This window comes from Marinibactrum halimedae, from assembly GCF_021234875.1.
Lineage (GTDB): Bacteria > Pseudomonadota > Gammaproteobacteria > Pseudomonadales > Cellvibrionaceae > Marinibactrum > Marinibactrum halimedae.
In genome coordinates this window covers 1-26,918 of record NZ_JAJQVM010000032.1, presented here as the reverse complement: position 1 = coordinate 26,918, position 26,918 = coordinate 1, and the positions used below count along the sequence as shown (strand labels likewise).

At 47.9% G+C, this 26,918-nt stretch carries 23 protein-coding genes and 1 pseudogene; 12 read left to right on the top strand and 12 right to left on the bottom strand.

The window, feature by feature from the left end; genetic code table 11:
• The first annotated feature begins 2 nt into the window (after window positions 1–2).
• From LU351_RS16545 to LU351_RS16535, 3 genes are read left to right on the top strand one after another with little or no spacing between them, the layout of a single operon-like run.
• Complete coding sequence (locus tag LU351_RS16545) at window positions 3–998, top strand: hypothetical protein (protein WP_232595201.1); 996 nt, start codon at window positions 3–5, stop codon at window positions 996–998.
• Window positions 920–10,036, top strand: a complete 9,117-nt coding sequence (locus LU351_RS16540) for an HNH endonuclease signature motif containing protein (protein WP_232595200.1) — start codon at window positions 920–922, stop codon at window positions 10,034–10,036. Before LU351_RS16545 ends, LU351_RS16540 begins: the two co-directional genes overlap by 79 nt.
• A gap of 51 nt (window positions 10,037–10,087) precedes the next feature.
• On the top strand, window positions 10,088–10,483 hold the full coding sequence (locus tag LU351_RS16535) for a hypothetical protein (RefSeq protein ID WP_232595199.1): 396 nt from the start codon (window positions 10,088–10,090) through the stop codon (window positions 10,481–10,483).
• Between the two features lie 64 nt (window positions 10,484–10,547).
• On the opposite strand, the gene LU351_RS16530 is transcribed toward LU351_RS16535, so the two are convergent.
• From LU351_RS16530 to LU351_RS16520, 3 genes are read right to left on the bottom strand one after another with little or no spacing between them, the layout of a single operon-like run.
• On the bottom strand, window positions 10,548–10,952 hold the full coding sequence (locus LU351_RS16530) for a type II toxin-antitoxin system YafO family toxin (protein ID WP_232595198.1): 405 nt from the start codon (window positions 10,950–10,952) through the stop codon (window positions 10,548–10,550).
• Window positions 10,953–10,955: 3 nt separating this feature from the next.
• Window positions 10,956–11,135: a hypothetical protein gene (locus tag LU351_RS16525; RefSeq protein ID WP_232595197.1), complete on the bottom strand. Its 180-nt coding sequence runs from the start codon at window positions 11,133–11,135 to the stop codon at window positions 10,956–10,958.
• The gene (locus LU351_RS16520) at window positions 11,126–11,440 is read right to left on the bottom strand and encodes a hypothetical protein (protein WP_232595196.1); all 315 of its coding nucleotides are present in this window, start codon (window positions 11,438–11,440) and stop codon (window positions 11,126–11,128) included. Before LU351_RS16520 ends, LU351_RS16525 begins: the two co-directional genes overlap by 10 nt.
• 584 nt (window positions 11,441–12,024) lie before the next feature.
• On the opposite strand from LU351_RS16520, the gene LU351_RS16515 reads away from it, so the two are divergent.
• Both LU351_RS16515 and LU351_RS16510 read left to right on the top strand, forming a co-directional pair.
• Window positions 12,025–12,225 carry a hypothetical protein gene (locus tag LU351_RS16515; RefSeq protein WP_232595195.1) on the top strand — a complete coding sequence of 67 codons (201 nt, stop codon included), beginning with the start codon at window positions 12,025–12,027 and terminating at the stop codon, window positions 12,223–12,225.
• Window positions 12,226–12,588: 363 nt separating this feature from the next.
• The gene (locus LU351_RS16510) at window positions 12,589–12,870 is read left to right on the top strand and encodes a DUF427 domain-containing protein (RefSeq protein ID WP_232595194.1); all 282 of its coding nucleotides are present in this window, start codon (window positions 12,589–12,591) and stop codon (window positions 12,868–12,870) included.
• Between the two features lie 85 nt (window positions 12,871–12,955).
• On the opposite strand, the gene LU351_RS16505 is transcribed toward LU351_RS16510, so the two are convergent.
• From LU351_RS16505 to LU351_RS16465, 9 genes are all read right to left on the bottom strand, one after another.
• Entirely contained in the window at window positions 12,956–13,324 is a 369-nt protein-coding gene (locus LU351_RS16505; RefSeq protein ID WP_232595193.1) for a GNAT family N-acetyltransferase, read from the bottom strand.
• Window positions 13,325–13,715: 391 nt separating this feature from the next.
• Window positions 13,716–14,660, bottom strand: coding sequence for a leucine-rich repeat domain-containing protein (locus tag LU351_RS16500; RefSeq protein WP_232595192.1), 945 nt, complete (start codon window positions 14,658–14,660; stop codon window positions 13,716–13,718).
• Between the two features lie 315 nt (window positions 14,661–14,975).
• Complete coding sequence (locus LU351_RS16495) at window positions 14,976–15,725, bottom strand: polyamine aminopropyltransferase (RefSeq protein ID WP_232595191.1); 750 nt, start codon at window positions 15,723–15,725, stop codon at window positions 14,976–14,978.
• Between the two features lie 136 nt (window positions 15,726–15,861).
• Complete coding sequence (locus LU351_RS16490; protein WP_232595190.1) at window positions 15,862–16,653, bottom strand: hypothetical protein; 792 nt, start codon at window positions 16,651–16,653, stop codon at window positions 15,862–15,864.
• Between the two features lie 172 nt (window positions 16,654–16,825).
• A complete protein-coding gene (locus LU351_RS16485) occupies window positions 16,826–18,535 on the bottom strand; it encodes an alpha/beta fold hydrolase (RefSeq protein ID WP_232595189.1) in 1,710 nt (569 codons plus the stop codon).
• Window positions 18,532–19,212 carry a TIGR01621 family pseudouridine synthase gene (locus tag LU351_RS16480; RefSeq protein WP_232595188.1) on the bottom strand — a complete coding sequence of 227 codons (681 nt, stop codon included), beginning with the start codon at window positions 19,210–19,212 and terminating at the stop codon, window positions 18,532–18,534. Before LU351_RS16480 ends, LU351_RS16485 begins: the two co-directional genes overlap by 4 nt.
• Window positions 19,213–19,266: 54 nt before the next feature.
• Complete coding sequence (gene egtD, locus LU351_RS16475) at window positions 19,267–20,238, bottom strand: L-histidine N(alpha)-methyltransferase (RefSeq protein WP_232595187.1); 972 nt, start codon at window positions 20,236–20,238, stop codon at window positions 19,267–19,269.
• Window positions 20,239–20,380: 142 nt separating this feature from the next.
• Complete coding sequence (gene egtB, locus LU351_RS16470; RefSeq protein WP_232595186.1) at window positions 20,381–22,030, bottom strand: ergothioneine biosynthesis protein EgtB; 1,650 nt, start codon at window positions 22,028–22,030, stop codon at window positions 20,381–20,383.
• Between the two features lie 596 nt (window positions 22,031–22,626).
• Window positions 22,627–22,881 (bottom strand): hypothetical protein, encoded by a 255-nt coding sequence (locus LU351_RS16465; RefSeq protein WP_232595185.1) that lies wholly within the window; start codon window positions 22,879–22,881, stop codon window positions 22,627–22,629.
• On the opposite strand from LU351_RS16465, the gene LU351_RS16460 reads away from it, so the two are divergent.
• From LU351_RS16460 to LU351_RS16430, 7 genes and pseudogenes are all read left to right on the top strand, one after another.
• Window positions 22,873–23,502, top strand: coding sequence for an acyltransferase (locus LU351_RS16460; protein ID WP_232595184.1), 630 nt, complete (start codon window positions 22,873–22,875; stop codon window positions 23,500–23,502). The genes LU351_RS16465 and LU351_RS16460 overlap by 9 nt on opposite strands.
• Before the next feature lie 98 nt (window positions 23,503–23,600).
• Window positions 23,601–24,161 carry a DUF3806 domain-containing protein gene (locus LU351_RS16455; protein ID WP_232595183.1) on the top strand — a complete coding sequence of 187 codons (561 nt, stop codon included), beginning with the start codon at window positions 23,601–23,603 and terminating at the stop codon, window positions 24,159–24,161.
• A gap of 37 nt (window positions 24,162–24,198) precedes the next feature.
• The gene (locus tag LU351_RS16450; protein ID WP_232595182.1) at window positions 24,199–25,029 is read left to right on the top strand and encodes a mechanosensitive ion channel family protein; all 831 of its coding nucleotides are present in this window, start codon (window positions 24,199–24,201) and stop codon (window positions 25,027–25,029) included.
• Window positions 25,030–25,068: 39 nt separating this feature from the next.
• A complete protein-coding gene (locus tag LU351_RS16445; protein WP_232595181.1) occupies window positions 25,069–25,314 on the top strand; it encodes a hypothetical protein in 246 nt (81 codons plus the stop codon).
• A 108-nt stretch (window positions 25,315–25,422) separates the two neighbouring features.
• Window positions 25,423–25,926, top strand: coding sequence for a hypothetical protein (locus LU351_RS16440; RefSeq protein WP_232595180.1), 504 nt, complete (start codon window positions 25,423–25,425; stop codon window positions 25,924–25,926).
• A gap of 326 nt (window positions 25,927–26,252) precedes the next feature.
• Entirely contained in the window at window positions 26,253–26,618 is a 366-nt protein-coding gene (locus tag LU351_RS16435) for a hypothetical protein (RefSeq protein WP_232595179.1), read from the top strand.
• A gap of 140 nt (window positions 26,619–26,758) precedes the next feature.
• Window positions 26,759–26,918, top strand: a pseudogene (locus tag LU351_RS16430) (IS256 family transposase); the annotation flags it as partial.

Genomic DNA, 26,918 nt, shown 5'->3' with positions numbered 1-26,918 from the left:
CAATGGAAGATTATGCACTGGGTCAATCCCTACTGATTCAACCTGAAACCCCCTTCGACCATATTGCCAATACGCTAATGGAACTGGGGTGGCAACGTAGCCAAGATAAAGCCAACAGCCCGCTTTTGGCCAACGAACCGGAATACTCCAGTTGGACCTGGCGCGGGCAAAAGCCCATTTTGATTTACAGCTTCAACCCGCTGGTGAAGCTCAGAGTGTTGGACGTGGCCACACTGCCCCCCGCTCTTCGAGGTCAGTTGGCCAGCCACCTCCCGCTGTTACAAGAAACCGATGTGAATGATCTGCTCTTCGACCCAGAACCCACCCAACGGATGCTGGCACTGTGGGCCATGCAAGAAACCGAACGGGTCGACCTCAGCCCGCAGGCACATCGGCTGTGCCACGACACCAACCGCCAAGTCGCCGAGATTGCCAAGCAAGTGGAAGCACGCTTAGAAAAAATGCAGGAATCCCGCGATGCCCTCATGCTGACCTTAACGCAACTGGCACAAGTGGCCGAGCCGGTCATTGCTGAATTGAATAACCCTGCCGCCACCGCGCACCTGAAGCCCACCCACGACGATCTCTGCCAACTCTTTGACCCGGCACTGGCCGACGCCATGGCCCGAGAAGTGGAGCTTGCTTATGAAACCGCGCCCATCGCTAACCCCGGCATGGACTACCCGCACCTGAAGGTAACTGCCGTCAATGCCGGGTTGCTGCGTTGGCCCAATGAGTTCAGTCGGCAATTCCCCCAGGGGTATCGCAATATCGCCGGCTGGATGCAACCGCAATGGATTTGGCTTGCATGGCGCTGGTGCAAAAGCGATGCCCCTGAAGACAAAAGCCCAGAAGGCAAAAACGAGGAAAACCACCATGCAGCAGTAGCGTTTGACGGGCTGGTGTGGATGAAAACCCGATGGATCTGGCTACCCAAAGCCTATCGCCTCGTCTCCCACGCACTCCAAACCGCCCACCGACCACCGACGCTGCATTAGCGATCAACGAGGGATTGGTCATGCCGGAATCGAGTCAACAGTCTCGTCAAGCGTCTCAGCAATCGTCCCAACAACGATCTCATCAGACGACCAGCGGTGATGCCTCAAGCACCCATCGCCGACGTGCCTCAGAATCAGAGCACTCAACCACCGACCCTTGGTCCTCTCCAGATCAATACCCCCTTTGCTCCGTACCGCAATACATGAGCACCCCGGCACCGCTTTCAAGTCAAGAAGGCGATACCGAACCACCTCGGCTCAGCAGCGAGCTTGCCCCAGGTACGAGCGAAGAATCCCAAAGCACCGATTCCGAAACCGCCGCTTCAGAAACCACTCCACTAGAAGCAACCAACAGTGGAAATACCTCTAGTTCAAGTGAAACCAGCTCAAGCGGCGAAGGCGGTGAATCTGTATCAGAGGGGGCTCCTGAAGGCGGTGTGTACGATGAACAGTCGCAGATGTGTTTGCCGGAAGCAGACAGTGAGTCCTCTGCAATGGAGGGCCAAGGTGAACGTGAAACCGGTGAAAGCAGTTCAGGGGCTGACTCAAACACACGCGCTGGTGGCGCTCAGAAAAAAGCGACCCTGCCGCCAGAAGTGATCGCCCGTACCGGGCAGATTCGCGCCCCACGAGTGCCCTATGCCCCGGCGGCGGCGATTAAGCGTCGTGCCCAAATTCAGCAACAGACGGGCGATACCCCTGAAATGCACCACGCCAAAATTCAAGTGGCGGTATTGCGGGTGGTGGAGGCCGCACGGGATGGACAACGCCAGATTGTTTGGCGCGTGGGGAATTTGGCCCGGGATACCAAAAAATCCTTTGAAGAGATTGCACAGGAAATTCTTGCCTTTACCGGCAGTTGTGTCGCTCGGATACGCAACGCCGTCACCCAAGCCAAAACCGACCTGACCACAGCGGTAGACCAACAATTAGAACACATTTCCGATATGGGCACGGTAGAAGACGACTTTCTGCAAACCAGCCGCACGGAAGCCCAGGACCAAGTCATGTATGAATTGGTTGAGCCCGGAACCGAGCTGGAAACCGCCCACCTCACCTTGCAAGCCGAATTCGAACCCTATTTGAGTGAAGCGAAAAACAACATTCGCAGCCTGGAAACCAATGGCGCGGCTTTTACAGTGAACCCACCGGAAGGAACCGGCGCCCTACCCGCTGACCCCAACGCCCCGCCGCAAACCTCAGACCCGGCCAACGGCCCACAGCAGATCATGCCCGATGCCAAAACGGATCTCGATGGAGAGGTGACAGCCAAGGCCAATCGTGATGCGCTCGGGGCTTGGTACGCCCACCGAATCCAACCCGTGCTCGACAGCAGCTATACCCGACGCCACGGTGAATTAACCGACAATCTCAACAGTCAAGCGGATGCCCTAGACAGCTACCAATCTGAGTTCTCACGGGCGGCCATGAGTCTTTCCACCCCCATGGCCGAATCCTTTCGGCAACGACAAGAACAGGCCGAAGGTCAGCTGGAAGTGCAAATCACCGACGATCGCCATAATTTAGCAGTCTCATTGGGCGAGCACGGGGAAACACTCATCACCAAGTTTGATGGCGTCATCGCCTATTTGGATGAAGACCTGCAACCCAAACTCATCCAAGGAATGCAAAAAGCGGGGAATCAAGCGGCTCGCGCGTTTCGTGACCAAGGTGCCACGAGCGAGCGCATGATGAACAACACCGCAGCGGCCTTAGCGGCGGCCTACCCAGAGCTGGTCGCTCGGGTGGCCGAGATGCTTCCCGAAGGGCAGTTTTTAAACGAACGAGAGCTTGGCCCCCGGTTAAAAGCGGCCTGGGAAAGTGCACTTCGTCTGCCCGATCAACAATTTGCTCAAATGCTGACCCAAGCCGAAACCACGCTTGCCCAAGCCCGTGAGTCTGCCAGTAAGCAAATGGTGAGCCTCGGCGAGACGGCCGATAAAAGCATCCAGCAAGTCACCGATACGGTGGTTGCCAGTCAATTTGATTTTGAAACTTTTGGTTTTCAAGTGACCGGGGTGATGCGCGAGGGCGGTTGGGCCGCCGTGGATAATGCCCGTGGTTACGCCTTGCGCATGGCGGAAAATATTCTCTCGACCCGCGATGAAGAAAACGGTGCGCTCGACCGACTTTTGAGAAACTTTGTTATCAACCTCAACCGCAATATTGGGCAGGCCAGCCGCCGTTACTTCAGTGGCGTTGAGAGTTTCAAAGACGGCATGAACAGCGGTGCCGACAGCGTGTTTTCTCGGGTGGAAGCGGAATGCGATGGCATCTTGAGCCCGAAAGCCCAAACGTTGGACGAAGAATTAACCGCCCCGGATCCGGATGTGACCACAGGGCTGGTGATACTCAATGTGGCCTCACTGGGCCTTACGACCAGTGTCACTGTTGGGTATCTCGCCTACTCCGATGCGGATGACGATGACATTTTCGCGGCGCTCGGCGATTTACGTTGGCCCTCGCAGCCGGCTCTGAAGTTTTATTTTGAAGGCAGCGCCCACGCCAATAAAGGCGACTTATTTGGCCGATTCCGAGAATGCTTAAGCAGCGATGCCTATCAACGCGCCACCGGCTTGTTTTCCGCCAACAGCGAAACGCGATTCAATGCCCGCCGCGATTCCATCCGCGATTCTTTGGGCCTCGTGTTTGGTTTAGACGCCGATGCCCGCCGTGCGCTGACCCAAGGCATGGACGAGACCGAACGAGCCGCCGCTGGCGATGCGCAAATTGATGCCTTAGTGGCCGAAATCAACGACAGTTGGTCGGCCTTCTTCCAACGGGGCACCGAGCGCCGTATGGATGAAGGCTATCTGCGCGGCGACATGGGCATGGTGCTTTCCGCCCGAATGGAGCAAGATTTGGCCACCGCCCGCAGTCGTGGCAGTGATGACATCTTCCAATCGGTCGAACGTATCGAACAGATGGCCCGAGAAGAGCTGCAACGAGGCCAGTCTTCATTGATGATCAAGAATGAAGACATCCAAGCGCTGACCGACCAAGCCATTATGGACTTTGCAGAGCGGCACCGACCTCGCAGTGGCGCTCAAGGCACTACCGCCGATGGCTCCACCCCAGCGGAAGATCAGTCACTTACCCTAGAGCAAGCCCGAGAAATTTACCTCAATCGTGCCCTGGCGGATCGTGTCGTTGCCACCGGGGAAACGGTTCAACATGTTCCTGTGGATCAGCGGGTTCAAGACTATGCCCGCACCGTTATCCGGGAAGGATGGCAATCTGAAAATGCGTTGGCAGCCAAACAAGCCTACGAGTTCTCCCGCGCAGAAGGCAGTACCTTTGGGCCCTCCGAAACCGACACCAATCGCGTAACCCGTTCGTTTGTCGACCCTGAGCTCTCCGACATGGAACGGCAAATTCGCGAACACCCCGAACGGGCCGATCAACTTCAGCCCCGATTAGAAGAGTTGCGCCAACGGCAAGAAGAGCGAATGGCGCGGGTGGCTCGCCGACTCGACCCCACCCTCACCGACGATGATTTGGCCCGCGCCGGTGGGGCAACACAATACATGGCCCAACGCAGCGCCCGTATGTTCTCTGGTGGCGAAGAGTATGAGACCGGCACAGCCTCTGGTGATCGTCGCACCCACGCCCAAGAGGATGCCCAGTATGGCTACGAGCTGATTACCGAAGGCCGCGCCAGCCTCACCGCCGGTATTCGCATGGCCACTCGCGGCGCAGGGACCAACGAAGATTTGCTGCGCATGACCTATCAAAACCGCAGCAAAGCCGAAGTGGCCCAAGCCAGAACCGACTGGAACGATCGCTATGGCGAAGACTTAGATGAATACCTAGGCATTCAACATCGCTCCAGAGCCGAAGAAGCTCGTATCGCCGCAGACCCACTGTACGGCTGGCTACAAGGAGGCGAAGTTTCCGGTGACTTGGCCAATGACATTCAAATCCTCGCCCGAGGTAACCCAGAAACCGACCAAGACCACATTGAGCTAGCAATACTTCGTTATCAACAGCAGCGGCGCCGAGGCACCGGTGGCTTAGCGCGGATTACGATGTCCGGGACCGATGAAGCGCAGACCATTGACAGCCACAACCGAGACATGGGCCAGGCATTACTGGACGAGGCACGTCGGCAACGAAAACAGCGTTTGCAAGACCCGACCGTCTCGGCAGACGCCTTCCCCCTGCCCGATCGCCCTGAAGACGTGTTTACCCACGATGGCCGCATCAACCCTCAAGTGGCGGGCCTGGTCTTCGTGCCCGGCCCCAGCCGGGATGGCCAGGCCTCACCACCGGTATTTTCTGGGGATCGCGCCCACGTTCTCGACCAAGCGAGACAAGTCTCGCTGGCAGGAGATCGCTACAAATCGGAGTTAGATCGGCAAGAGAGCTTGATGCTGGCGGGGATTACGGCTTTGGCCATTGCCGCCACCGTGATTTTAATGGCGTGCGGCGTCGGCGTGGTATTGGCGGGTGTGATTGTGGCGCTGGGTTCAGGCTTGATGACCATGGCTGTGAAAAGTGGCATGCGCGGAGAACGCTATGGCTGGGAAGAAGCCGCAGTGGATGCTGCCAGCACGGCTGTGGAAGTTGCCGCAGCCGGCGCAGGTGGTGCCATCGCCAAAGGCATGGGGGCCACCGCACAAATTACCGGGCCCCTTTCGCGAATGGGGGCAGCATTACAAAACACTTTTGGTCAATTTGGCGGCATGATTGCCCGAGAAGCCATTGTCGGCGGTGTAAGCAGTGCCGCCAACACCGCAATGCAAGACGACACTTACAAAGATGGCCCCGGCAATGCCTTCGGGCGCATTTTACTGGGCGGCGTGAAAGGCGGAGCCATGTCGGCAGTCAGTGCTGGGGTGTCTGAAGCGGTGGGTGATCGTGTCAATAATCGCTTGCTCAAGGGGTTGGATAATCTGGACGATGTCTCGCGCCTCTCCGGCCTGGGGCGTGCCCTCGGGGCGAACGGTCGCACCATCGTAAAAGAAGGCATTGCCGAAGGGCTCGGTGGCATGGCCGGCGAAGCTGCCGGTATCGTCATCGAAGTGGGTTCGGGTACGTATAAAGGGGGGCTGAAAGACGCGCTAACACGCATGGGCCAGGCAGGCTTAAAAGACATGGTCAGTGGTGCTGGTAAAGCCGGAGCTAATGCCTACGGGTTGCCGGCCCGCAGGCGGCAACGCTTTAATGATTTAATGGCCGAGGCCCGCCGCAACGGCGATTTAACCGACAGCGACATTAATGCGCTTAGACTGGCAGCCCAATCGGCGGGAGAACCCCTTCCCTCTCGTCAAGATATTACCCAACGCCTTAACGCTGACCGTCGTATCCTGGCCCAACTTCCCCCTGACCTGCGTCGCCACGCAGAAAGCCTAGATAGCCAATCTTTACAGCAGTTGGTTGGCATGATGCAAACCGGCACCTTAGCCGGTACCAGCAGTGAACGCCGAGATCTTTTGGCCAGCCTCGCCGAAGCCAATCCACGGCTGGCCGTCGACGAACTGCTCACCCACATGGAACATCATAGCCAGCGCATGCAATCTGAGGTTTCAAGTGATCGTCACTCGATAAATGCCGACCTCTCGATTCGCAATACGCTTCTGCAAGATCTACCCGAACCGGTACGCAACGCCCTGAAAGACCTCCCAGTAGAAGGTTTAGAGCATCTGCCTAAGGCCGATTTACTGAAACTGGCTGACACCATGGCCCATGGCACCCTTACTCACCGAGACAGTGACCAACTTCTGCAAGCGGCCTTAAAACAACATCCTAAACTGGACGCCATTTCGTTTCTCAAGCAATTACACAGTGCGGTGCAATCCGCCCAGTTGGCCCAAAGCGCCCATCGCCGCGTGGTCGACCAACAAAAAGCCGAACTCTTAAGAGACGTACCCGATGGCGACGCCCCACTCTTCTCGCGCTTACTGGATTCTGAGTTGACCCACGATCAATTCACCCAACTGAAAAACGCCTTTGAAGCAGGCCAGCTATCGAACGCTCAATCCAATGCCCTCTTTAACAATGCATTAAAGATCAACCCCGGTTTGGATCGCAATGACTTTGAAACAAGCCTTCGAAAAACCTTAGAAAACCACCAACATCGGCGCCATCAAGCCAGCCAGCAACGGCAGGCAGCCCGTGAACAATTACTGAAAACACCCGCCGATGACTCGATGGCATTGCGCAATGAACTGTTGGCCATGGCGCCGGCAGAGCAACGTCATTTGCTGAAAGACGTTCCCATTTTGGTGGTGAGCGACGCCGACTTTAAACGCTATACCCAATCGGACTCTGGCAACGCGGTGACACTGATCATCAACGGCAAACCAGTGGTGGTACTGCGCGAGGGCGCCGACCCGAAAGTACTGCGGGAAGAAGGCCTGCACGCCCTGCAAGCCCAAGACCCTCGCTGGGCAAAACACATTGGCAGTTTAGAAGAAGGCCACCTCCAGCGCTGGGACGACCTACCCGTGGCCCTGCAAGTGGCGCTTTACCGTAATAAATTAGACTTAGAAATCGACGCCCATGATCGCTTAGTGAGTGAGCTGACCGATCAACTCCTGAAGGCATCCAGCCCAGAAGAACAACAGCAATTGCGTTTAGAACTGGAATTGGCACAACGCACATTGGATAACCTCACTCAACGTCTAAACGAAGTCACTCAACTCTCACCGTTAATGCAATTGCAGATGCAAGCGGGGCTGTTGCCAAAACCTCAGTATTTAGATCAGCCGGCGCGGATGTTTAATAAAGCCCAAGACACCCGAGACCAACTCATTGCACGAGCCCTTCAAGCAGGCTCAAAGGGAAAACGCGACAAGACACGGTTAGAAGCCGCGTTAAAAGACATCAAAGGAGCGGATTTAGAGAAACTCGCTGCCCTTGATCTCGATCCGTTCCACGTTCGCCGTGTATTGCTCTACACGCAACGCGGCAACTTATCCGATGTGTTAGACAGCCTTCACCATATCCAAGCCACCTTGGCCGAGGCTCACCCTACGCTCTACGCCACCGCCATGGGCGTCATTATCTTTAAGAAACACGAAGTCAGTGCATTGGCACACTCCCTGTCTTCCTACCTAAAACACAGTGATGAGTTTTCCCTTGCGCAACTGGCGACATCAGGCTTAACCCCCCGCCAAATTGTGGACATCATGCGCGATGCTGACTCGCCAGAGAGTGTCTTTACCACACTCAAACAGCTCTCTGAACTGGCGGCCCAGATTCCAGAAAGCCGGCGGAGTGATTGGACAGCGGCGCTCACCAAACTCAAACCCAAGCCCACCTCACTCATCGTCGCGAATTTGCATGAGAGTCTGTTGGGGTTCGTCAGTGCCATCGGCGGGGTGCCAATAACAGGGATACCAACAACAGGGGCTCAAGCACAACCGCGTATTGCAGAAGACGTATTGAAGAAATTAAGCGACTGCCTCAATGTCGATGCCAAACGCGCAGGCAGCATGGCAGACACCCTTCGCCAGCTGGTAGACACCGCCAGCCCCGAACAATTACGAGCGTTGGCCGATAACAGCATCGATAGCGATCAACTCAGCCAAATTCTTCGTTCAGACTTGGAGCCTCAAGCGCAAATTGAACGGCTACAACAGTTAGCTGAACTCAGTGCTCGATTAAACGACACAGATCGAACAGAAACACTGAGCAGACTGGCCAGTAAAAATGACTTTGTTGAGCTTATTGGGTTATTGCATACCGCAACGGAGGGCATCGGCGATTCTCGCACGATAAATCAATTGGTTGCCACAACCGCTAATTTAACGAAGCACCACATCGGTTTCGCCAAAAACTTAGTCACGTTTATGAGATTGGCCGACCCAGACACCAAAACCCGACTGGCGGAATCATTATCGCAATTAAGCCCCCAACTGGCGCTGTCCACTCTACATGCCTTCGGGTTCGCCATTAGCAAAATGGCTGATCGAGAGCAACAACGGCAGCTCACCAATTTGGTTGCCGATACACATTTCAAACAAACCTTTCACGAATTCCGTAATGCTTTAAAACATGCCGTCTCCGACGACATGACCCACTTGTTGGTTGAGACCATGCTCAATGCATCAGACGGCCATCATCACCTTGCCGAACTCATGGCTAAGGTGATGAAATCGGCGACGCCCGCATTCCAACAACAGTTATTAGCGATAAACCTGTCTGCCGACGTGCTGCACGATGTCTTTCTCAATAGCAACAACGACACCCAAGCACTGCATTATTTGCAAAGTATGGTGGACATTACCCAAACGCTACCGGCTTCGCTGCGCGCACAAGCACTTGATCACTTGTACGCTAGCCCAGACTTTCCCGCCAGTGTGCCATCACTGGTCAAAGCACAATCATTAATGGGAAATACCTCTACGTTTATTGCACTGCTGCAAGCACTGCCAGAGCACGATAGTCATACTTCTGGAATGAGTGCCAGAGACTTAGTAAATAGTTTAAATCGTGCGCTTAAATCCGCCTCCAGCGATCAAATCATTGACTTTAACAAGCAATTATCCGGCTTATCTTCCCCTACTGAGCGTTTACGCTTTATTCACACTACACTGGATGCCTTTAATACAACCAAGCTGGAATTTAAAAAGCCAAATCAAACCTTTATTGATCAACAACTGGCCACCCTCCCCGCCGCCGATGCGGCACTCATGCGTAAGTACTTAGATTTGGTTTACTCTAATAAAGGCGATTGGTCATGGGACCATATCGCCAGCAATTTGCCCGACAGTAAACGCAGTGAAATTCGAAACAAAGCCAAAGAATTGGATTTAGTCCCCGATATTTACGTAAACCCTGATACTGATTACGCCAAGTTTGATCAATACGCCATTGAAGATATCACCCTACCACCCGAATATTGGTCGAAAAGCGACCCAGTTCAGTTCCGCTATTTGGACGGGTTAATTGGCGGCGAAAAAGAAGGCTACACATGGCATCATCACGAAGAAGACGGAAGAATGTTGTTGGTGCCCACTGGACTCCATAAAATTTACGGGCACAAAGGTGGACGTTCACCGGGGCATTGGGGTGAAGATGGCCGGCCATAAATCGTAAACAACAAACCGGTAGGCAATAACAAAACAAAAAGAGACCAAAAAATGACAACGAAAGTATTGGCAACTGCCGGTTACCGTTATGGTGGAAAAGGTGAAATTAATGAGAAAAACCTAAACGAACAAGTAAAAAAACTGGTAGAACAATTACGACAAGAAGAATTCGATACCCCTGACGATGAACACACTCAGGTATTCATCACCCGCCCCGATGATATGAGCCTAACCGGTTATGTGGATGGGCTTTTAAAACTCGAACACCTTACTGATTTTTCTATTCAACCTTTATATTGTTGTGCGGATACTGCCGATGAAATGCACTGTTTTTTTGAGCAATTTATACAACAAACATTGAAATACGAAATGCTTACGAGCTGGTCAGGCTCTCATCACGTGTTATCACTTCCGGGAAAAGAATTTAGAATCTATCCTGCAAATTAAAAATGAAATGGATAGCTAAAATTTTTGGTTGAATTAATCTCCAGATACCCGTCAACTTTTTACGTTAGAATTTTTCTCGGAACCCTTCTGCAATCGTTTCCAGTACCGACATTAGACTGGTATCTCGATCTGTTCCCACCATATCATTTGGCTTTCTGTGATCCCAATGCTTGATGATCGCAATGAGAAGGTAAGTGTTTGGATTAAAGAAGCCTGGGCAATATACAAGTACATACCCACTTGTACGTCGGAACTGCACAAGCTTAAGAGGAAAACCGCTTTCCTTAAAATGCAGGTGCTGTAATTCAAGATAGGAACGGTTGTGGGTAAAGTCGTAAGGAACATCTCTGCCAAAGGTGGCTGGTAAGCCTTTCCCTTCTTTGTAAGCTCGGAAGTCATCAACCAACGATTTGGTTTTTTGCTCGCCAAGAGAATCTTTCAGGTCTTTGTGCGTAAAGATTCTAACCATCCGCTAACTCATTTTATTTTTGGTTAATGATTTTGCCATTTTATCAGCGACTTTCTTCAATTCAGCTTCCCCAGCGATAAAATGACCGGTAGTTGTTGGCGCCTCTTTCTCTTCGAACTCGCAAATAACCAGTGGCTTGTTTTGCCCCTTTTTCGGGGGAATTTGTATGTTTTTTACGGCCATTCTTCGTAGTCTCCAGACGTGTTATTTTTAAGCTTTGTTGCCATTTCATCGGCAAATTTTTCTATGTCTAAGCCTTCACCTGTGAATTTGGCAGGAATGCTTTTTAACTCAGCTTCTCCGCGCTGAGCGTATTCACAAAAGGCTGTCATTTCTTCAAAAAGTGCAGCGGGCACAGCATAGAACTGGATCTCATTATTAGAAGAAACGGCGATCGCATCGCCTTGGGCTTCGTTCATAGCCGCACTTGGATTGGATTTAAATTTGCTAATGGGTACGGTGTAACCACACATAACTTTCTGCAACATATTAACCTCCAGGTTTCGCCATTCAAATACGTAGTCAGATATAGAGCCAAGTTTAGCTCTATATCTGACTGAGTTCTAGCATTCTACCGTTGAGCGACCTATCTTCAACTGCCTAGCAATCTCTGTGGCACGCTGTGAAGAATTCGCTGGCGATCAGTTGTCAAAAAGTGAGTTAAAGGTGTGTTTCAAAATAGAGTTTGAAAAGGGGTATGGTTCTCTTCCTCCTTTGTGAGTCTTTGGGGTGGGTTTAGTAAGAATCCACCTTTTCTGAGCCTACTGTTCTCACTCCAATTTGGCATGTACTCCGTCGGTCGAACCCCATCACCCCTATTACTCTCACTTATAACCATTCATTACTGTCATTACTGTCATATGTAATAAAAATAGCAGTGACGCGTATTTCTTCTTATTTCCGTAATAGCGCAAAACCAATTCTTCGATAACTAAAAATATCTACAATGACTAGGTCTATCACCGCCAATTTTTCGTGATTTGTTTCGCAGTTCAAAAAATGACCAACTCTAAAATGGTCTCCCATCAAAGTTACTCACACACATTTCACTATTAACCATTGGATATACGCAATGAAAAGTCTTACATTGTTGTACAGCCTTTTTGAGGTGTCTGGGTTTTATCTTGCCACTGATCTTTTACAAATGGCCTTAGCTGTCTTTGTGTTGTTGATGACGGTGTTTGGGGAGGTTATTCGAAGACTGAGTTTCTCGTTGTTCTGGGAGGGACGTAAAGTGGTCATTGAAATCAAATTGTCAGATCGTAAGAAATAAGTTGTTTGGCTGGCCCATGAGCTTTTTTTGAGTTTGTGGGCCAATTTATTGCGGCGTCAAATTTAGGCATTTAGAAATTTTTTGTTGTTTTTCACGAATCACTTTGTTTCATTTTTGGAGTGCCACACTCTTTATGTTGCTCTCCATAATTTTGTATTGCCCAGTAGTGATTTTCATCCGTGTATTTTAACAAAATATGTGAATTCTTTCCCCTAGGAGATTTCATGGCTGACTCGTGCCAAGAGTTTCTGTTTGTGTAGGGGGCAACCAATCAACATCAACAGTTTCTGATGCATCCACTTCTCACCCCTTTGCGTACTACTACATAGATTTTATTTTTATATACTGCCTGCAGGAGAAACCATGAAAGCGATGTGGAACGGTAAAGTCATTGCTGAGAGCGATGACACTATTGTTGTCGAAAACAACCATTACTTTCCCGCCGAAGCACTGGAGAAGGCGTGTTTTGAAAACAGCGACACTACAAGCAGTTGTTTCTGGAAAGGTAAAGCTCACTACTATTCCGTAAGCGTGGACGGTAAAACCAACAAAGATGCTGCATGGTATTATCCTGATCCAAAGCCCAAGGCAAACAAGATAAAAAACTATGTGGCGTTTTGGCGTGGGGTTGAAGTGACGGAATAAGGTGTTACTGAAGCAATTTGTTGAACTATCCGCCCACTGCGGAAGTACGTTGATATGACTCTAACGACAGCACACCCGCACTGACTTACTCTTCATACAAAAGCTCAAACTCACAATCATCTTCTTGAATAACCTTAAAACCGAGATCTGTATAGAATTTTATTGCAGGGTTACTTTTTAAAACACTTAACCCCACCTTAGCGCCTTGACTTGAGGCTCTGTCGATTAAAACTTTAACCAGATGGCTACCAATTTTCTTATTTTGAAAATCGGGGTGTATTTGAATTTGAAACAAATACCACTGATGACTATGAGGCAAGTAACTTGCTTTAAATAATCCTGCTAACTTGCCGCAAAACCCTATCAGCTGAGCATCTTTAAAATTGTAACGTATACGGTTGAGATTCTCCTCATCTGTATTTGGAACCCCATCCTTCTCAAGATAACTGCCCATAGTGAGCCTTCTCAACTCTAGTAAGTATGGGACATCACTTTCTTGAGCAGCCCGTAGAGTTATTCTCATACTCGATACCTCATACCCCTTGTACCCTCCCGATCTCTCTCCTCACAGACCACCGGGCATATGGATCACTGACTGCAGCGATTTGGGCTGAACGCACTAGAAGTTCGTTAAAGTATGCTTTATCGTTCATAATTACTTATCTGTAATGGTTACAACTGAATCTGACACTTCTATTTGCAAAAAACGAGCGCTTCTGGTTTTGAGGCTGGTATCGAATCAATTTTTGACAAAAGAAGCTCTCGATATTCTACTCTAACATTCGTTCAGCACCTTCTCCAAGAAGAGAATTTAGAATGTATCCCGCTCGTTAAAAATAAAACTATCAGTAATAAAAATGAGAATTAGATGCAAATTTCTCAAGTTTCTTTAACCTTTTTTTTGAGCCTCTACCAAAAGGGTTACCCCTCAAATAGACATGCGACTGTTCGCCCACAACCCTTTCTAAACCAACAGGAACTTCAGATAAAAGGTTATTGTTAGCAAAAAAATACTTTAGCGCAGCGTTATTAGAAATGTTAAGGCTAGTAAGTCGGTTATCATTAACTCGCAGATCAACTAAGGCAACATTAGAAGACAGGTCTATCTCAGTCAGACGGTTACCATTCAGATGAAGCCCTGCCAACGAGGCATTCTGGGAGGTATTTATTTTCGTTAGTTGGTTATTGTACGCAGAGAGCTCTGTTAATCCAGAGTTGTGTGAGATATCTAAATAAACAAGATAATTATTTTGAATACTCAACACCCGTAATGCTGTGTTCTTCGAAACATCAAGATGCATAAGTTGGTTGTTACCCACATAAAGATCGACTAACGAAGTATTAGCTGAAATATCCAAGTGCGTAAGCTGATTGTGTCCGATCCATAAGTGCGTTAAGGCTGTATTTTTGGAAACGTCGATTCGATCAATACTGTTCCAGTTTAGATTAAGCCTGGTTAATGCAGCATTATCAGAAATATCAAGATGAGCGAGGTCATTATTCGACAAATCTAAATTTTGTAAATTGGTTAAATAGCGAAGTTGTGAAAAATGATGGATATCGTAGCCTATGCAACTGAGCGATAGCATCTGGTCGGTATAGAGATTATCGCCCTTGTTGTCATTCAGACAGCGCTTGGCATTCTCATCTGATTGCCAAGATACCACATCGTCAATAAGTACCCGACTCTTGGCTTGCGAAACGGATATAGCTGGCAGCTTATTCTCACTGTGAACTGTTACGGTGAAAACAGCCAAAAACACAATCGCCATTAGTGGGTTTACCAACATTGAGTTTTCTCCATAAATAACCTCTCATACACATCTCCTTTTGCCCACTCAACGCACTACCATTCGTGGAAAGGCCCTGCTGATTCCAATAATGCCCCATATTGTAGAATGAAGACAATTACCCTAAAGCACTAGAACTTTGGTATTAAAAGGTACTAGCTGTGCCAGCAATACTAAATCTCTATTACACAGAAAAAATATCATTTTTACCATAACACCAACAGACAACTTCTCAGCCCAAACGACCCTATTTTTTAATCCCTATCGATACAAGCCATCAACAATACGGCCTCTAGCCTCAACAAACAAATCAAATCAAAAAGACCACACAGAATGCCGCAAGCGACACCCGCGATAATCGGCGTTTAGTGCTTTTATTTTTTTAAGGCGCGAAGCAAAATCGTTTTCATTTAATGATGCCTCACTGGCAACAACAATTTGATTTAAAAACCCTTCCGTCGTTAATGACTTTTTATTGATAAGACCTAAACGCTTACACGCGCTTTTATTTGACAGCACAGAGCCATGGGCTTTTTGTGTTGTATCAAAATTAAAGGCGAGCACGCCATTTTTTCTTTTCATGTTATTCAATAAAGCGACCCAATCTTCATCTACCATAATGGCTCGCTCTGGATCGGATTTTAAGCCACCAAAAACATCGTCAATAATGACATCAAAAGGCTCGCCAGAAAATTGTTCTACCCATTGTTTTGCACAATGCTCATGTAAGGTGATTTTCTCACCCTGAACACCGAACCAATTCTGAGCAACATCGAGGTGTACTGGGTCTTTTTCTACACCATGAATCTCCGCTTCAGGAAAACAATGCATTAACATACGCATAACGGCGCCCCCTCCTACTCCGAGCACCAACACACGGCGAACTTGTTGGGAAGGAAGAAAAAAGGCAGGCAACAATAATAAATCCCACACGGCACCACTGACCAAAGTCTGTTCATTAAATTGGCTGTGGAATATACCGTCTCGATACAAACGTAAACTGTTACCGGCTTGAGTCACTTTATAATGGGTACGATTAAGGTGTTGCTGCCAGAGAACCGCCATAGGAATGAGCTGCCTTTTTATTGATGCGCATAGCACAGATGCACTGGGAAATTAAATCTAGGAAAAGTAAAGGAGATAGTAAAGAGAGGGATGAAAAAAACCTTGAGAAAGCATGCAATGCAAATAAGGTTTGGCGCTATTTTCCAAACATATCCAACTGCTCTTCGCGGATGGCTTGGGTTCGTTTTATAAACTCGCGTTTCGGTTTACCAAGGCCGGGTAAATAACCTTGTTCCGGTATACCGGTGTGACGAACGTTATGATTGGATGTTGATGATGAACGATTCACTTTAGCATTGCTAGAAACCGATTTTTTGGTGGTTAAATGCGTTTTCTCATCGGCGAATAATTCCCCCGAAAACAATTCACTTGTAAACAAAGGAACGGTTTCTCCTACCGCCAGAGAAGGTGGTACGGTTTCAGCAATAGCCTCAACTACTGTCTCAACGACGGTCTCAACGACGGCCGTATGGTCTGCATCAACGAGCGGAGTATCTTTCTCGCCTTCGTTTAGGGAAGTCACTTCTTCACAATCGGGTTCTTGAAACTGAACGTGAACAGGGCGAGATTGAGATTTTAGGGTAAACTTTTTACACCAGCGATACGCCGCTTCAACATAAGCCGCCCCTTTAAGACCCCGAATAAGCTTCAATTGGGTTTGCAACCATTGATAATCTAAAGCCAATTCTACGCAGCTAAAACGCAGCCATTGAGCCAAGTGAATCACTTTATGCTCCACTTCCAACCAATAAAAGCTGGTCTCGCCTAATCGCCACGCCATGCCCCGATCCACTAACGCTTCCGATAAATTGCGCAACGCCGGTTGAATTTTATCCACTTGGCTGCGAATAATCACGGCACCTGCCTCGGCCAAAGCCGCTTTGGCAATCGTTAGGGATTGTGCACGAACGCAGAGATAAAAATGCATGTAACCAGCCAGATGTTAACAACGGTATTGACGTTTTTTTGTTCTCATTGATGAATCCCATTTGGCGTATAAACCCAAATGGGGGCGCAATAATACCGAAAGCCTTATGGGTTTCAAGTGATTGATTTTCTCATCATAGTCGATTCGTTTCTATCCCGTACAGCACTCTAATTTAGTGCTTTTTTTCACCATTATTGTGAAACGCTTTTTTAAAAAGGCGGCAAAACGCATCATTCGCTGCGATGACTGATTCGGGTTGCATATCAAAATACACTGATGGGTCCATATCGGATAATGTCTTTGCCTCCTTTTGAAGCGTGTGTAAATCAGCTATCGGGGAAGAAGAGGATAAAAAAGGCTCAATCAAACTTTCCGGACAAAGGCTGCTACTGACAACACTGTGCCCCATTAATGGCACCGCAACCAAGGCCACAGTAGAAAAATACGCCGTCGCATTCGCGGCCTCTTCGATGGGGGTAATGGGATCAAACACACCATTTAACATCAATGTGGGCACCGATATTGGGGCATCGGCTTCATCATGAAAGGCTTTAATCACGCCTTCTTGGGTGAACAATGTTCTTTCACCTTGAGATTGAAGACGCTGCTGCATCAACGCACAAATATCTTGGTTGCCATGAAACACAACACGAGATGCCCAACGTTTATCCTCATTCGCAAACTCAAGAAATTGCGCTTCGTTGGTTAGCGCATTGTCTAAACACTGTGTGGTAAAAAATACCCAGTTATTAAATCCGGTATCTAACTGGCTATTGGTGTACACCTCTACCAACTGTTTAAGCCTACCTGAAGGGGTAAGGTGGTGTTCCATCAATAACATACCGGGAGGGGTATCGCCGCTGAGCACCAACACATCCTGAATAATGTCATTCAACATTGCGTAAAAGTATTGATCGTAAAACGCAAAAAACACGATGCCGATGAGTCGGTCTGCATTGATCACCACCGGTAAAACGCCGGGTTCGTCCCACAAAGACACTTCTACTGTCAGAGGTTGCTTATCCAAGTGTGCTACCGCTCGCCAAAAAACTGCTTCATCTAAAAGACATTGGCCATAGGACGTACAGGCTTGGAAAAAACGATTAAAAGCATGACGCAGCCGGTATGGCCACTGGGATTCGCTATTATCGTTAGGTGGGTATACTGAATCTAAAATTAAATGACTGACCCTCTCCGGCGCTTTTTGGGCAATGGCACTGGCCAGCCTCGTACCATAAGACACCCCAAATACACTAAAACGCTCATATCCCAAGTGCTGCATCATCCCCAGCGCGTCTTCCGCATTGGCTAAAGTGCCAAAATCCTGCAGCGCCTGCCCACGACCGTTAAGGCATTGAGATAATTGCTGAAAGCCTCGCTGATATTCTTCTTCAAGCGCCACGTCCCGCCGAAGTAGCCAAGCGGTATCGCTATCGAACGCTTTGCAGGCATACTGGCTGGGTTGGCTCACCCCTCTTGGATCAAACAACACCAAGTCACGCTTAAGTTCGGTAACCGCCAGCCAATCTTGCCAATCGCGCAGCGATTGCCCCTGACGTAAACGCAGACTTTGCCCCGGCCCACCCTGTAGGTAAAGCAGTGGCACCGAGGGTGTTTCCTCTGTCTTGATTAACCGAAAGACCACAAAAGGTAATTCATATGATTCCTTACTTCCGGGGGTGGTATAATATCCACACTCAATATTATGGGTTAAGACTTGTGCATTGTCTTGAACCCATTCCGGGCAAGGGGTATGCACAACGCTAGGTATAGTCGGCCCTTCAGAAATAATGGGAGCATCGAAAGATCCACTCAGAAACCACCCCAACAGGGCAATCAACACAACCGCCCCTCCCAACAAGCTGATGTTTGCCCTCTTCATTCTGTGCCTTTACCAACCGTCGGCCACAACAACTGATGAGGAGCTTGCCATTCCTTCGGTGCAAAACGCTCAACCATCGCCTGAAAGTCTTCAGTGGGCAATTGTTGATACCGACGCCACTGCCCTTCCCACTCAAAGCCTAATTGAAAGGCATGAAGATGCAAACGGGTCGATGGCTCACCCCCATAAAGCGAATCCCCCTCAATCGGAGCGGATAACGACTTTAAGGCGACACGTAATTGGTGAGTCTTGCCGGTGTGGGGTTTAAGCAAATAGAGACGACGCCCAGGCCCTGCTCCATAAGAAAAAAATTGCGTTATCGCAGGGTTCGTCGTCGTAGGAAGCAGTTTCCAACTGCCCCGCCGGCTGCGTGCCATGTCACCTTTAATTAACCCTTGCTTTTTTTTCGGACGACCGTGAGCGAGCGCAAGGTAAAACTTTTCCACCTGCCGCTCAGAAAATTGGGCAGACAATGCCGCACACGCCTGTGCAGAGGTGGCCACAAGCAATAATCCAGAGGTGGGTTTATCCAGCCGATGAACAGGCCAGAGGGGTTTGCCGAATTGGCGAGAGAGGCGCGACATAAAACCCGGCTCTCCGTCGCAATCATGAAAATCAACGTTGGCGGGTTTTAGGGTAATCAGGAAATCGGGGTGTTCGTCAATAACGGTAATCATAGAGGCGATAATAGTAATTAGAATACATCGCCCCTAGTGTAACAGATGCCGTGCTTATTGGACGGTACAGTAATGTACGCTGAAATACTGATTAGGATCCGTCCAAAAATCCACCACGCGATACCCTGTTCGGCTGAACAGTTGGTGTAAATGCTGGGTACTGTATTTGTAAGAGTTTTCTGTATGAATAGATTCACCTTGAGAGAAACGGAACTCTTGCCCGGCAATCTCAACACGCTGATCAACCTGGCTGCACAAATGCATTTCAATGCGATTATGCTGTTCATTAAAAAAAGCATTATGCTCAAACGACTCAAGATTAAAATTACCGTCTAACGCTTGATTAATTCGCGATAAAACATTTTTATTGAATTCAGCCGTCACACCTTCACGATCATTGTAAGCATCATGCAACACCTCAATGGGTTTGATTAAATCCACACCAATTAATAACCCCCCCCCACTGCCCAGTAATTTCGCAATGCGCGATAGAAAATCACTGGCCTGTTCAGGCGTAAAATTACTTAATGTGGAACCCGGAAAATACACCAAACGCTGGGACGAACGTAAAAACACCGGCATAGAGGGCCAAGGTTGTAAATAGTCACCACACACCGGATCAACCGTTAACGATGGGAACTCTTGTCGCAATTGCTCGGCAGAAGCCATTAATGGCTCGTAAGAAATATCCATCGGTGTATAAGAATGCGGCGCCTCAAGGCTCGTCAGCAGCCGTCGAATTTTCTCCCCCACACCGGAACCAAACTCCAAAATACTCGCCCCCGGCCCCACCAATGCAGCCATTTCCGGGATATAGCGCTCCATAATGGCTCGCTCAGTGCGCGTCACATAATAATCTTCGGTTTGGCAAATATCATCGAACAACTGAGATCCGCGTTCATCGTAAAAATATTTACAGGGAAGGGTTTTTTGCCGTTGAGATAAGCCATCTAGCACATCTTCGAGAAACTCATCATCGCTGGTGGCAAGATCTTGACGGGGTACGGCATTGGACTGAGTAATCACAAGGGGCTCCTGTTTGATACCTCTATATTGCACGTATTGATTGCTGCTATGAAAAACCATTTACACTGATCACGTTAACGACAAGCAGAACGGGTAAATAAGTGAATTGACGGTGATGAATAAACGTCTTCCGTATTTGTCGTCAGGGGGGTGACGTTGGCTGGGCCACATCTTGCGCGAGGCGAATACCGGTAAATTGCCATCGCGCTGTAGCAGGGAAAAAATTTCGATAACTCATACGCAAATGGCCGTTAGGAGTGACGCAAGAGCCACCCCGTAACACCCATTGATTGCACATAAACTTACCGTTGTATTCACCCACCGCCCCTTCAGCTGTTCTAAACCCTGGATAAGGCGTATATGGGCTTGAGGTCCATTGCCAGACACAACCAAATAATTGCCGCAGAGGTGTTGGAGAAAGCGCTCTTGGTAGCGACACAGTTTGCGAGGTCTCTTTTAATGCTTCTGAAGCGTTTGATAAAAAAGAGCAGCCACTGTGCTGGGTAGGATGAAAGCGGGCTGAGGAAAATACCCCATCTAAAGCTGGGTAAACTGTCCCATCATCTTCACTCCCCTGTTCTCCAGATGCATATTGAGCGTTGTTTGAAACACTGTTTGAAGCGTTGTTTGAAGCGGTAATTGAATGGAATGTTCGATTGGAGAACTGCGCCAGCGTAGCGGCATGCTCCCATTCTGCCTCAGACGGCAAACGACACCCCTTCCAATGGGCAAAGGCTTCCGCTTCAAAATAAGAAACATGGGTAACCGGATCATCCATACGCAGTGGCTGCGCACCGTATAACGTGAATTGCCACCACTGACCGTTTTTTTGAAACCAATAAAGAGGGTGTTGCAGGGCGTGTTGTTTTCGCCATGCCCACCCCTCAGACAACCAAAAAAGCGGGTTGTCGTAACCACCGGCTTCCATAAAATCTAAAAATTCGGCATTGGTAACCAAATCACAACACAAGCGATAAGGCTCCAGGTATACCTTATGGGCAGGCAATTCATTATCGAAACAAAATCCCTGATAGTCCGATGAATGATAGTCCGACGAATGATGGTCGGAAAAATGATAGTCCGACGAGTTTTGTTGAGCCTGTGCCGCCTGAGAGTTATGACCAATGGTCGTCAATCCACCCGAATAGTCTTGCCAAAGGGGCGACTTCTTTTCTTTCTCGCCCTGTTTGCTCTGTGCGTGATTCGTCTGAGCACAATAACTCGGCATTATGGGGTTAACAGAAAGCCCATGCTTGATATCGGTTAACAATAATTCTTGATGCTGTTGCTCATGATGCAAGCCCAACACCACCAACGAAACCACCTCTGCCGACGGCGTTTGACGAGTTAAAAAATCAATGAGGCGCTCATCCACCGTGCTACGGTATTGATACACCTCTTCTACCGTGGGGCGAGAAATCAACCCACGTTCAGCACGCGTAAATTGCGGCCCAACCGATTCATAATAAGAATTGAATAAATATTCATAGTCGTCGCAAACGAGACGATAATTTTGTACAAACGCCTTTAAAATAAACGTTTCGAAAAACCAAGTCGTATGGGCAAGATGCCACTTCGTCGGGCTCGCATCCGGCATAGATTGAATGCCGTAGTCTTCCACCGCCAAGGGTTCTGCCAAAGACTGGGTTTGCGCTCGAACGATAAGATAATCACCAATTAAGTGCTCGATGGCACTTCGGGCGGGGGCAGAGACAGAAAAGTGGGATTCATGAAACGCAGATAAAGGACGTTCTTTTGCCGTATTTTTTCGGTGAAGCACTGCATCAAACATAATATTTTTTGTTGTTTTAAAATGAGTGAAATTTTGAATGCAACAGAGTTAACACGTGCATGGTAACTCTTCACCTCGGCATACATTGACTTTTAGCATTGATGAGACCGATCAATTTGTCAAAAATGCACGTGGTTAAAAACGCGTTGATAAAAACGCATTGGTAAAAATAGGCCATGCACCTTAATCAGTCTCACACACCAATATGACGTTATTGCTTCATTTAAGCAGGCTTCACCAAAGAGAGAATACAGGATGAAACCAATATCACTCACGGCACACTTTATTTTATTCTTGTGATGGATGTTTTTTAATGAGTGTGAGCAGCAGGTGAACTTTCACTTATCACCTATTTTTTGCTCATCAATTTCGTTTATGGCAACACACAGAGCAAATAAAAATATTGAAGCGACACTGTTCGGAAAGTTTTATCAAACGATCACATTATGATAAGTCCGTCTTAACAGCACCACTGAGATTGCTACACTGAAAGGTGAGCGGTTTGGCCCCACTTTCACGCCCAGTGAACCGTTGCCAAACAGTGCTCTATGCGCCTGCCACAACGTCATTGATACGACGGGAACGCCGTAAAAAAGCTAATCAGCTTCCGCTTTTGTAAGGTGGCAACCGGTATTAGCCCAACCGTGTTGCAATTGACACCCTAAACAGAAGTATTGGCCCTTTTCAATCAACACTGGCAGGCGCTCTTTCTGGCTCACTGACTTTTCATCTCTTTTTACGTGCTCTTCTCTCCGTTTACACCTCTGGGCATAATGCGCCGATCCGTCGCTGCTGTTTCGTCCAAGTCCATAGCTGAAATCGTTATTTGAGAAAAAATCATCATGAGTCATCCCCCACATCACGCCCCCACTGCCGAAGACTATATTGCGCAACATAAACAACGACTCAATTACATGCCCTGGCTGTATTCGCGCTTAAAACCGAAACATTTAGAATGGGCCAACCCTTGGCAAGCAGCTATTCAACACGCTTTGATGCGTTTAGAAACCGTTCACATCGAAGACGCCTGCTTTATTGCCGAAAATGCCCAATTATTCGCCGAACCGGGCCGTCGCATTCACATTGGATCGGGCACTCATATTGCGGCAGATACGGTATTACACGGCCCTCTCCAACTTGGCAAACACGTCAGCATTAATCATCACATCACCATGGATGGCGGTCGGCAAGGCATCACCATCGGTGATAATACACGGATTGGTGCCTACAGCAGCTTCTATGCTTTTAATCACGGCATGGACGCTGATCGACTCATCAGAGAACAACCCGTTACCTCAAAGGGGATCACAATTGGTACGGATGTTTGGATTGGCGCACACGTGTGCGTAGTGGATGGCGTTACCATTGGCGATGGCGCCGTAATTGGCTCAGGCAGTGTCGTCACCAAATCGGTGACCGCCTACACAAAAGTGGCCGGCAACCCAGCACGAGTCATCGGAAAACGTGACTAGGCATCATGTCACAAAGGCTTATAATCAGCGCTAAAGATACGTCGAACAAGCAGAGACGAATAAACAAAACAATTTTTGATCGAAATACGAGGTTTTACATGGCAACAACATCACTGCCACTCCTTTCTTTTTTCTCTTCAATAAAGAAGTGTTTCTTGCTTCCAGCTCTCTTACTATCAACACTCATCAGCCTGCCAGCGTTCGCGCTCGATGAGGAAGAGCGCACTTGGCCACAATTACGTGACCTCACTTGGATGGAAAAAAATTACCTTTCTCGTCAACGAGAATTTGTAGATGAACTTGCCCGAGAAAAGCTTGGTTTACAATTACGGGAAAACCAAGACGATCTCACGCTATTGCAGCGTGTGATCAATCGGGGGCTCATCGAATCATCGAATTCACGAAAATTACAGGCGTTAGGTGTGGTATTGGGTGATCAATTTGTACGCGACTTCAATTTGGAATGGCGCCGCTATGAAGATGAACTGGGCGAAAGCACTGCTGCTTGCGTAAAAGACACTACCCACTGTTTATTCCCCATCACCATGCTTTCACGCCGCATGGAGGTAGGGTTAATGCCCAATGTAGAAAAAATCTACACCGACGCCTCTGCCATGATCACCCCTTACCTACCCAAACTGCCCTACAGCGTACAATGATGCGAATGCCCTTAATAGCGCACACAGAGATACCCGTATGATAGATGAAGAAATCGCTCAATTTACCGCCTTATATGAATGGCTAACCACTTTCATTATCACTTACAGCTTTCAAATCATTGGCGCCATTATTGTTTTGATGTTGGGTGTGCTCGTCGCTCGAAAAGTCTCTAATTGGGTGCTCACATTATGCACGCGCCATAAACTTGATATCACGTTAAGCCGATTTATTGCCAATACTTCTCGGTTAATTATCATCGTCATGGTGGCCATTATCGCGCTGGGCAAATTGGGTATTAGCGTGACGCCTTTTGTGGCCGCCATTGGTGCCCTATCATTAGGAGCAGGCCTCGCCATACAAGGGTTACTGTCTAATTACGGTGCCGGCTTAAATATTATTCTTACCCGCCCTTACGTGGTCGGAGACACCATTGACTTGTTAAATGTTACCGGCGTGGTAAAAGAAATTAATTTGGCCTTTACCATTCTCACCAACGAAGATGGCGAAGAAATCACCATTCCCAATAAACATGTCATTGGCGAAATTATTCACAACTCCCAAAACGACCGCGTTGTCGAACTGCTGGTGGGTGTGGCCTATCACACAGACATCGACAAAGCTTTGTCTATTTTAGAAACAACCATCACCAATGTGGAAGGCAATAGCCAGGCTCGATGTGCCCAAATTGGCATTGACAGCTTCGGCGACAGCAGCGTCAATTTAGGCATTCGGTTTTGGGCACCAACGGAAGTCTTTATTGAACAAAAATACAAAACCAACCGTGCGATTTTCGCAGCATTAAAAGACAACAACATTCAGATTCCCTTCCCACAACGAGAAATTCGGCTCCTCAACGACGCCGATTAAATTAATCCAATACGAATCAACACTCGATTACTAACTCATATGAACTATTTAAAAGCATTACGCAAACACGACATTACCAACGATGATATAAACCATTACGCACAACTACTAAAACAACGAGCTGATAAAACGGGATACAGCCACCCTGATGGGGTTTACCACACCATCGCGGTAGATATCGCCTTGAGCGCCATTGACATTGAAAAGGAAAATGATCAGCAACTGGGAAGGACTCATACCGTTAAAGAATGGGTTGAGATTTTGATTGGAGATAGTACAGAATAACGGACTACAACAAACCATTTTGCACTCAAAAGCGCACTGAAAACAAAAATACAGAATTGGGCCAGGGTGCTTTTACCAAGCCAATTTAAACGCAATTTAGGGTAAATCATGAACAAAATTAAGACCCGACCTTATATTCACTTCCTTTTTCTTTTACTGTTCACCCCTCAAGCCATCTCATCAGAACGCTTATCGCTTCACCCCGCTTTACAACAACTTGTTGGCCACTGGAAGCTTACGGAAGCGAAAGATCAAAACCCTATTCCCCAAATAGAAATCAAAACGCGAAAAACAGAAGACAACAACGGCATTATCGTTAACCTTTATGAAAAAAACGATCACAATCAATGGGCAGTAGCACTGACGGAATATATTACCTACGAGAAAAAACAAAGTAAGTTTTATGTGCTGTGGAATAATAAAGGCACCATTGGTAAAGGCGTTGGCCAATACTCAATCGACAATAACAGCCTTACTTTTTCCGACAGCACGATGGATGACAAGCCCACTCTTTCGGTTGTTTTCAAATTTATTAACAAAAACAAATACCTTCTTACGGGCAGCAATCCACAAGGAAAAGAGATTTGGTCGTTTGTTTATGAGAAAATTTAATATTTATAGAACTCATGAAAGAATCGCGCAATTTAGCACCAATCAACACTAAACTTAAATAAATGATGAAAAGAATGACAAGCCAAACTACCCTCTACACTGCCCGCTTCTTTGTAATAAAAATCCAGATGAGTTATGCGACCACTCATTCACTGACTAGCTGAATTGCCTCCAATAAAACAGGACGATTCATTGGCTTTTTTATTCAAGTATTTTAATAAGGACATCCAATGAGGAAGTATATATTTATTTTTCTTTTAATTTTCTCTTGCTACCTCAACGCTCTAGAAATTGAGGATTTCACTAGGGAGGCTGACTTACTCGACATGGATATTTCTCCCGACGGTAAGTATATTGCCTCTGTTTGGAACAAGGGTATAAAGCGATTTGTGACAATTAAAGACTTGAGCAAAAATAATATGCCTCAAGTTGCTTTTTTCGGAGGGATTGTTGAACGCCCCTCTCGTGTCAACTGGGCAAATAATGAACGCCTATTAGTCACTCTAAAAGTTCCTGTTAAAATTAACGTTTTCGAGAAGAAAATGAATGAGGATGGATTTAATCCTCACGACTATACAATGTATACTCGGACGATATCGGTAGATCAATATGGTAAAAATGCAGTTGTATTACTTGGAGGGTTAAATCGTTTAAAGAAAAATCAAATACCACCCGCAAAGCGGGTGGTATGATGAAAGCCCCCAGAGGGGGCTATTGTTACAATCCCGCCAAACTCATCTGTTCTTGGCGTTTCTCTTCTCGTTCTTGAGGTAGTGTTCAAATTTCTGTGTCATTTCTTTCATAAACTGGTTGTAACCAGAGGAGATGACACATGTCCAAATCAGACCTTCCTTTCGATCTCGAAGACGCTATTGCCCATATCAAAGCCGGAAAGCCTCTCACTGGCAAAGAGGGGCTACTCACACCACTCATCAAACAGGTGACTGAGGCTGCCCTACAGGCTGAGCAAGAGCAGCATATCGCCAATAGTC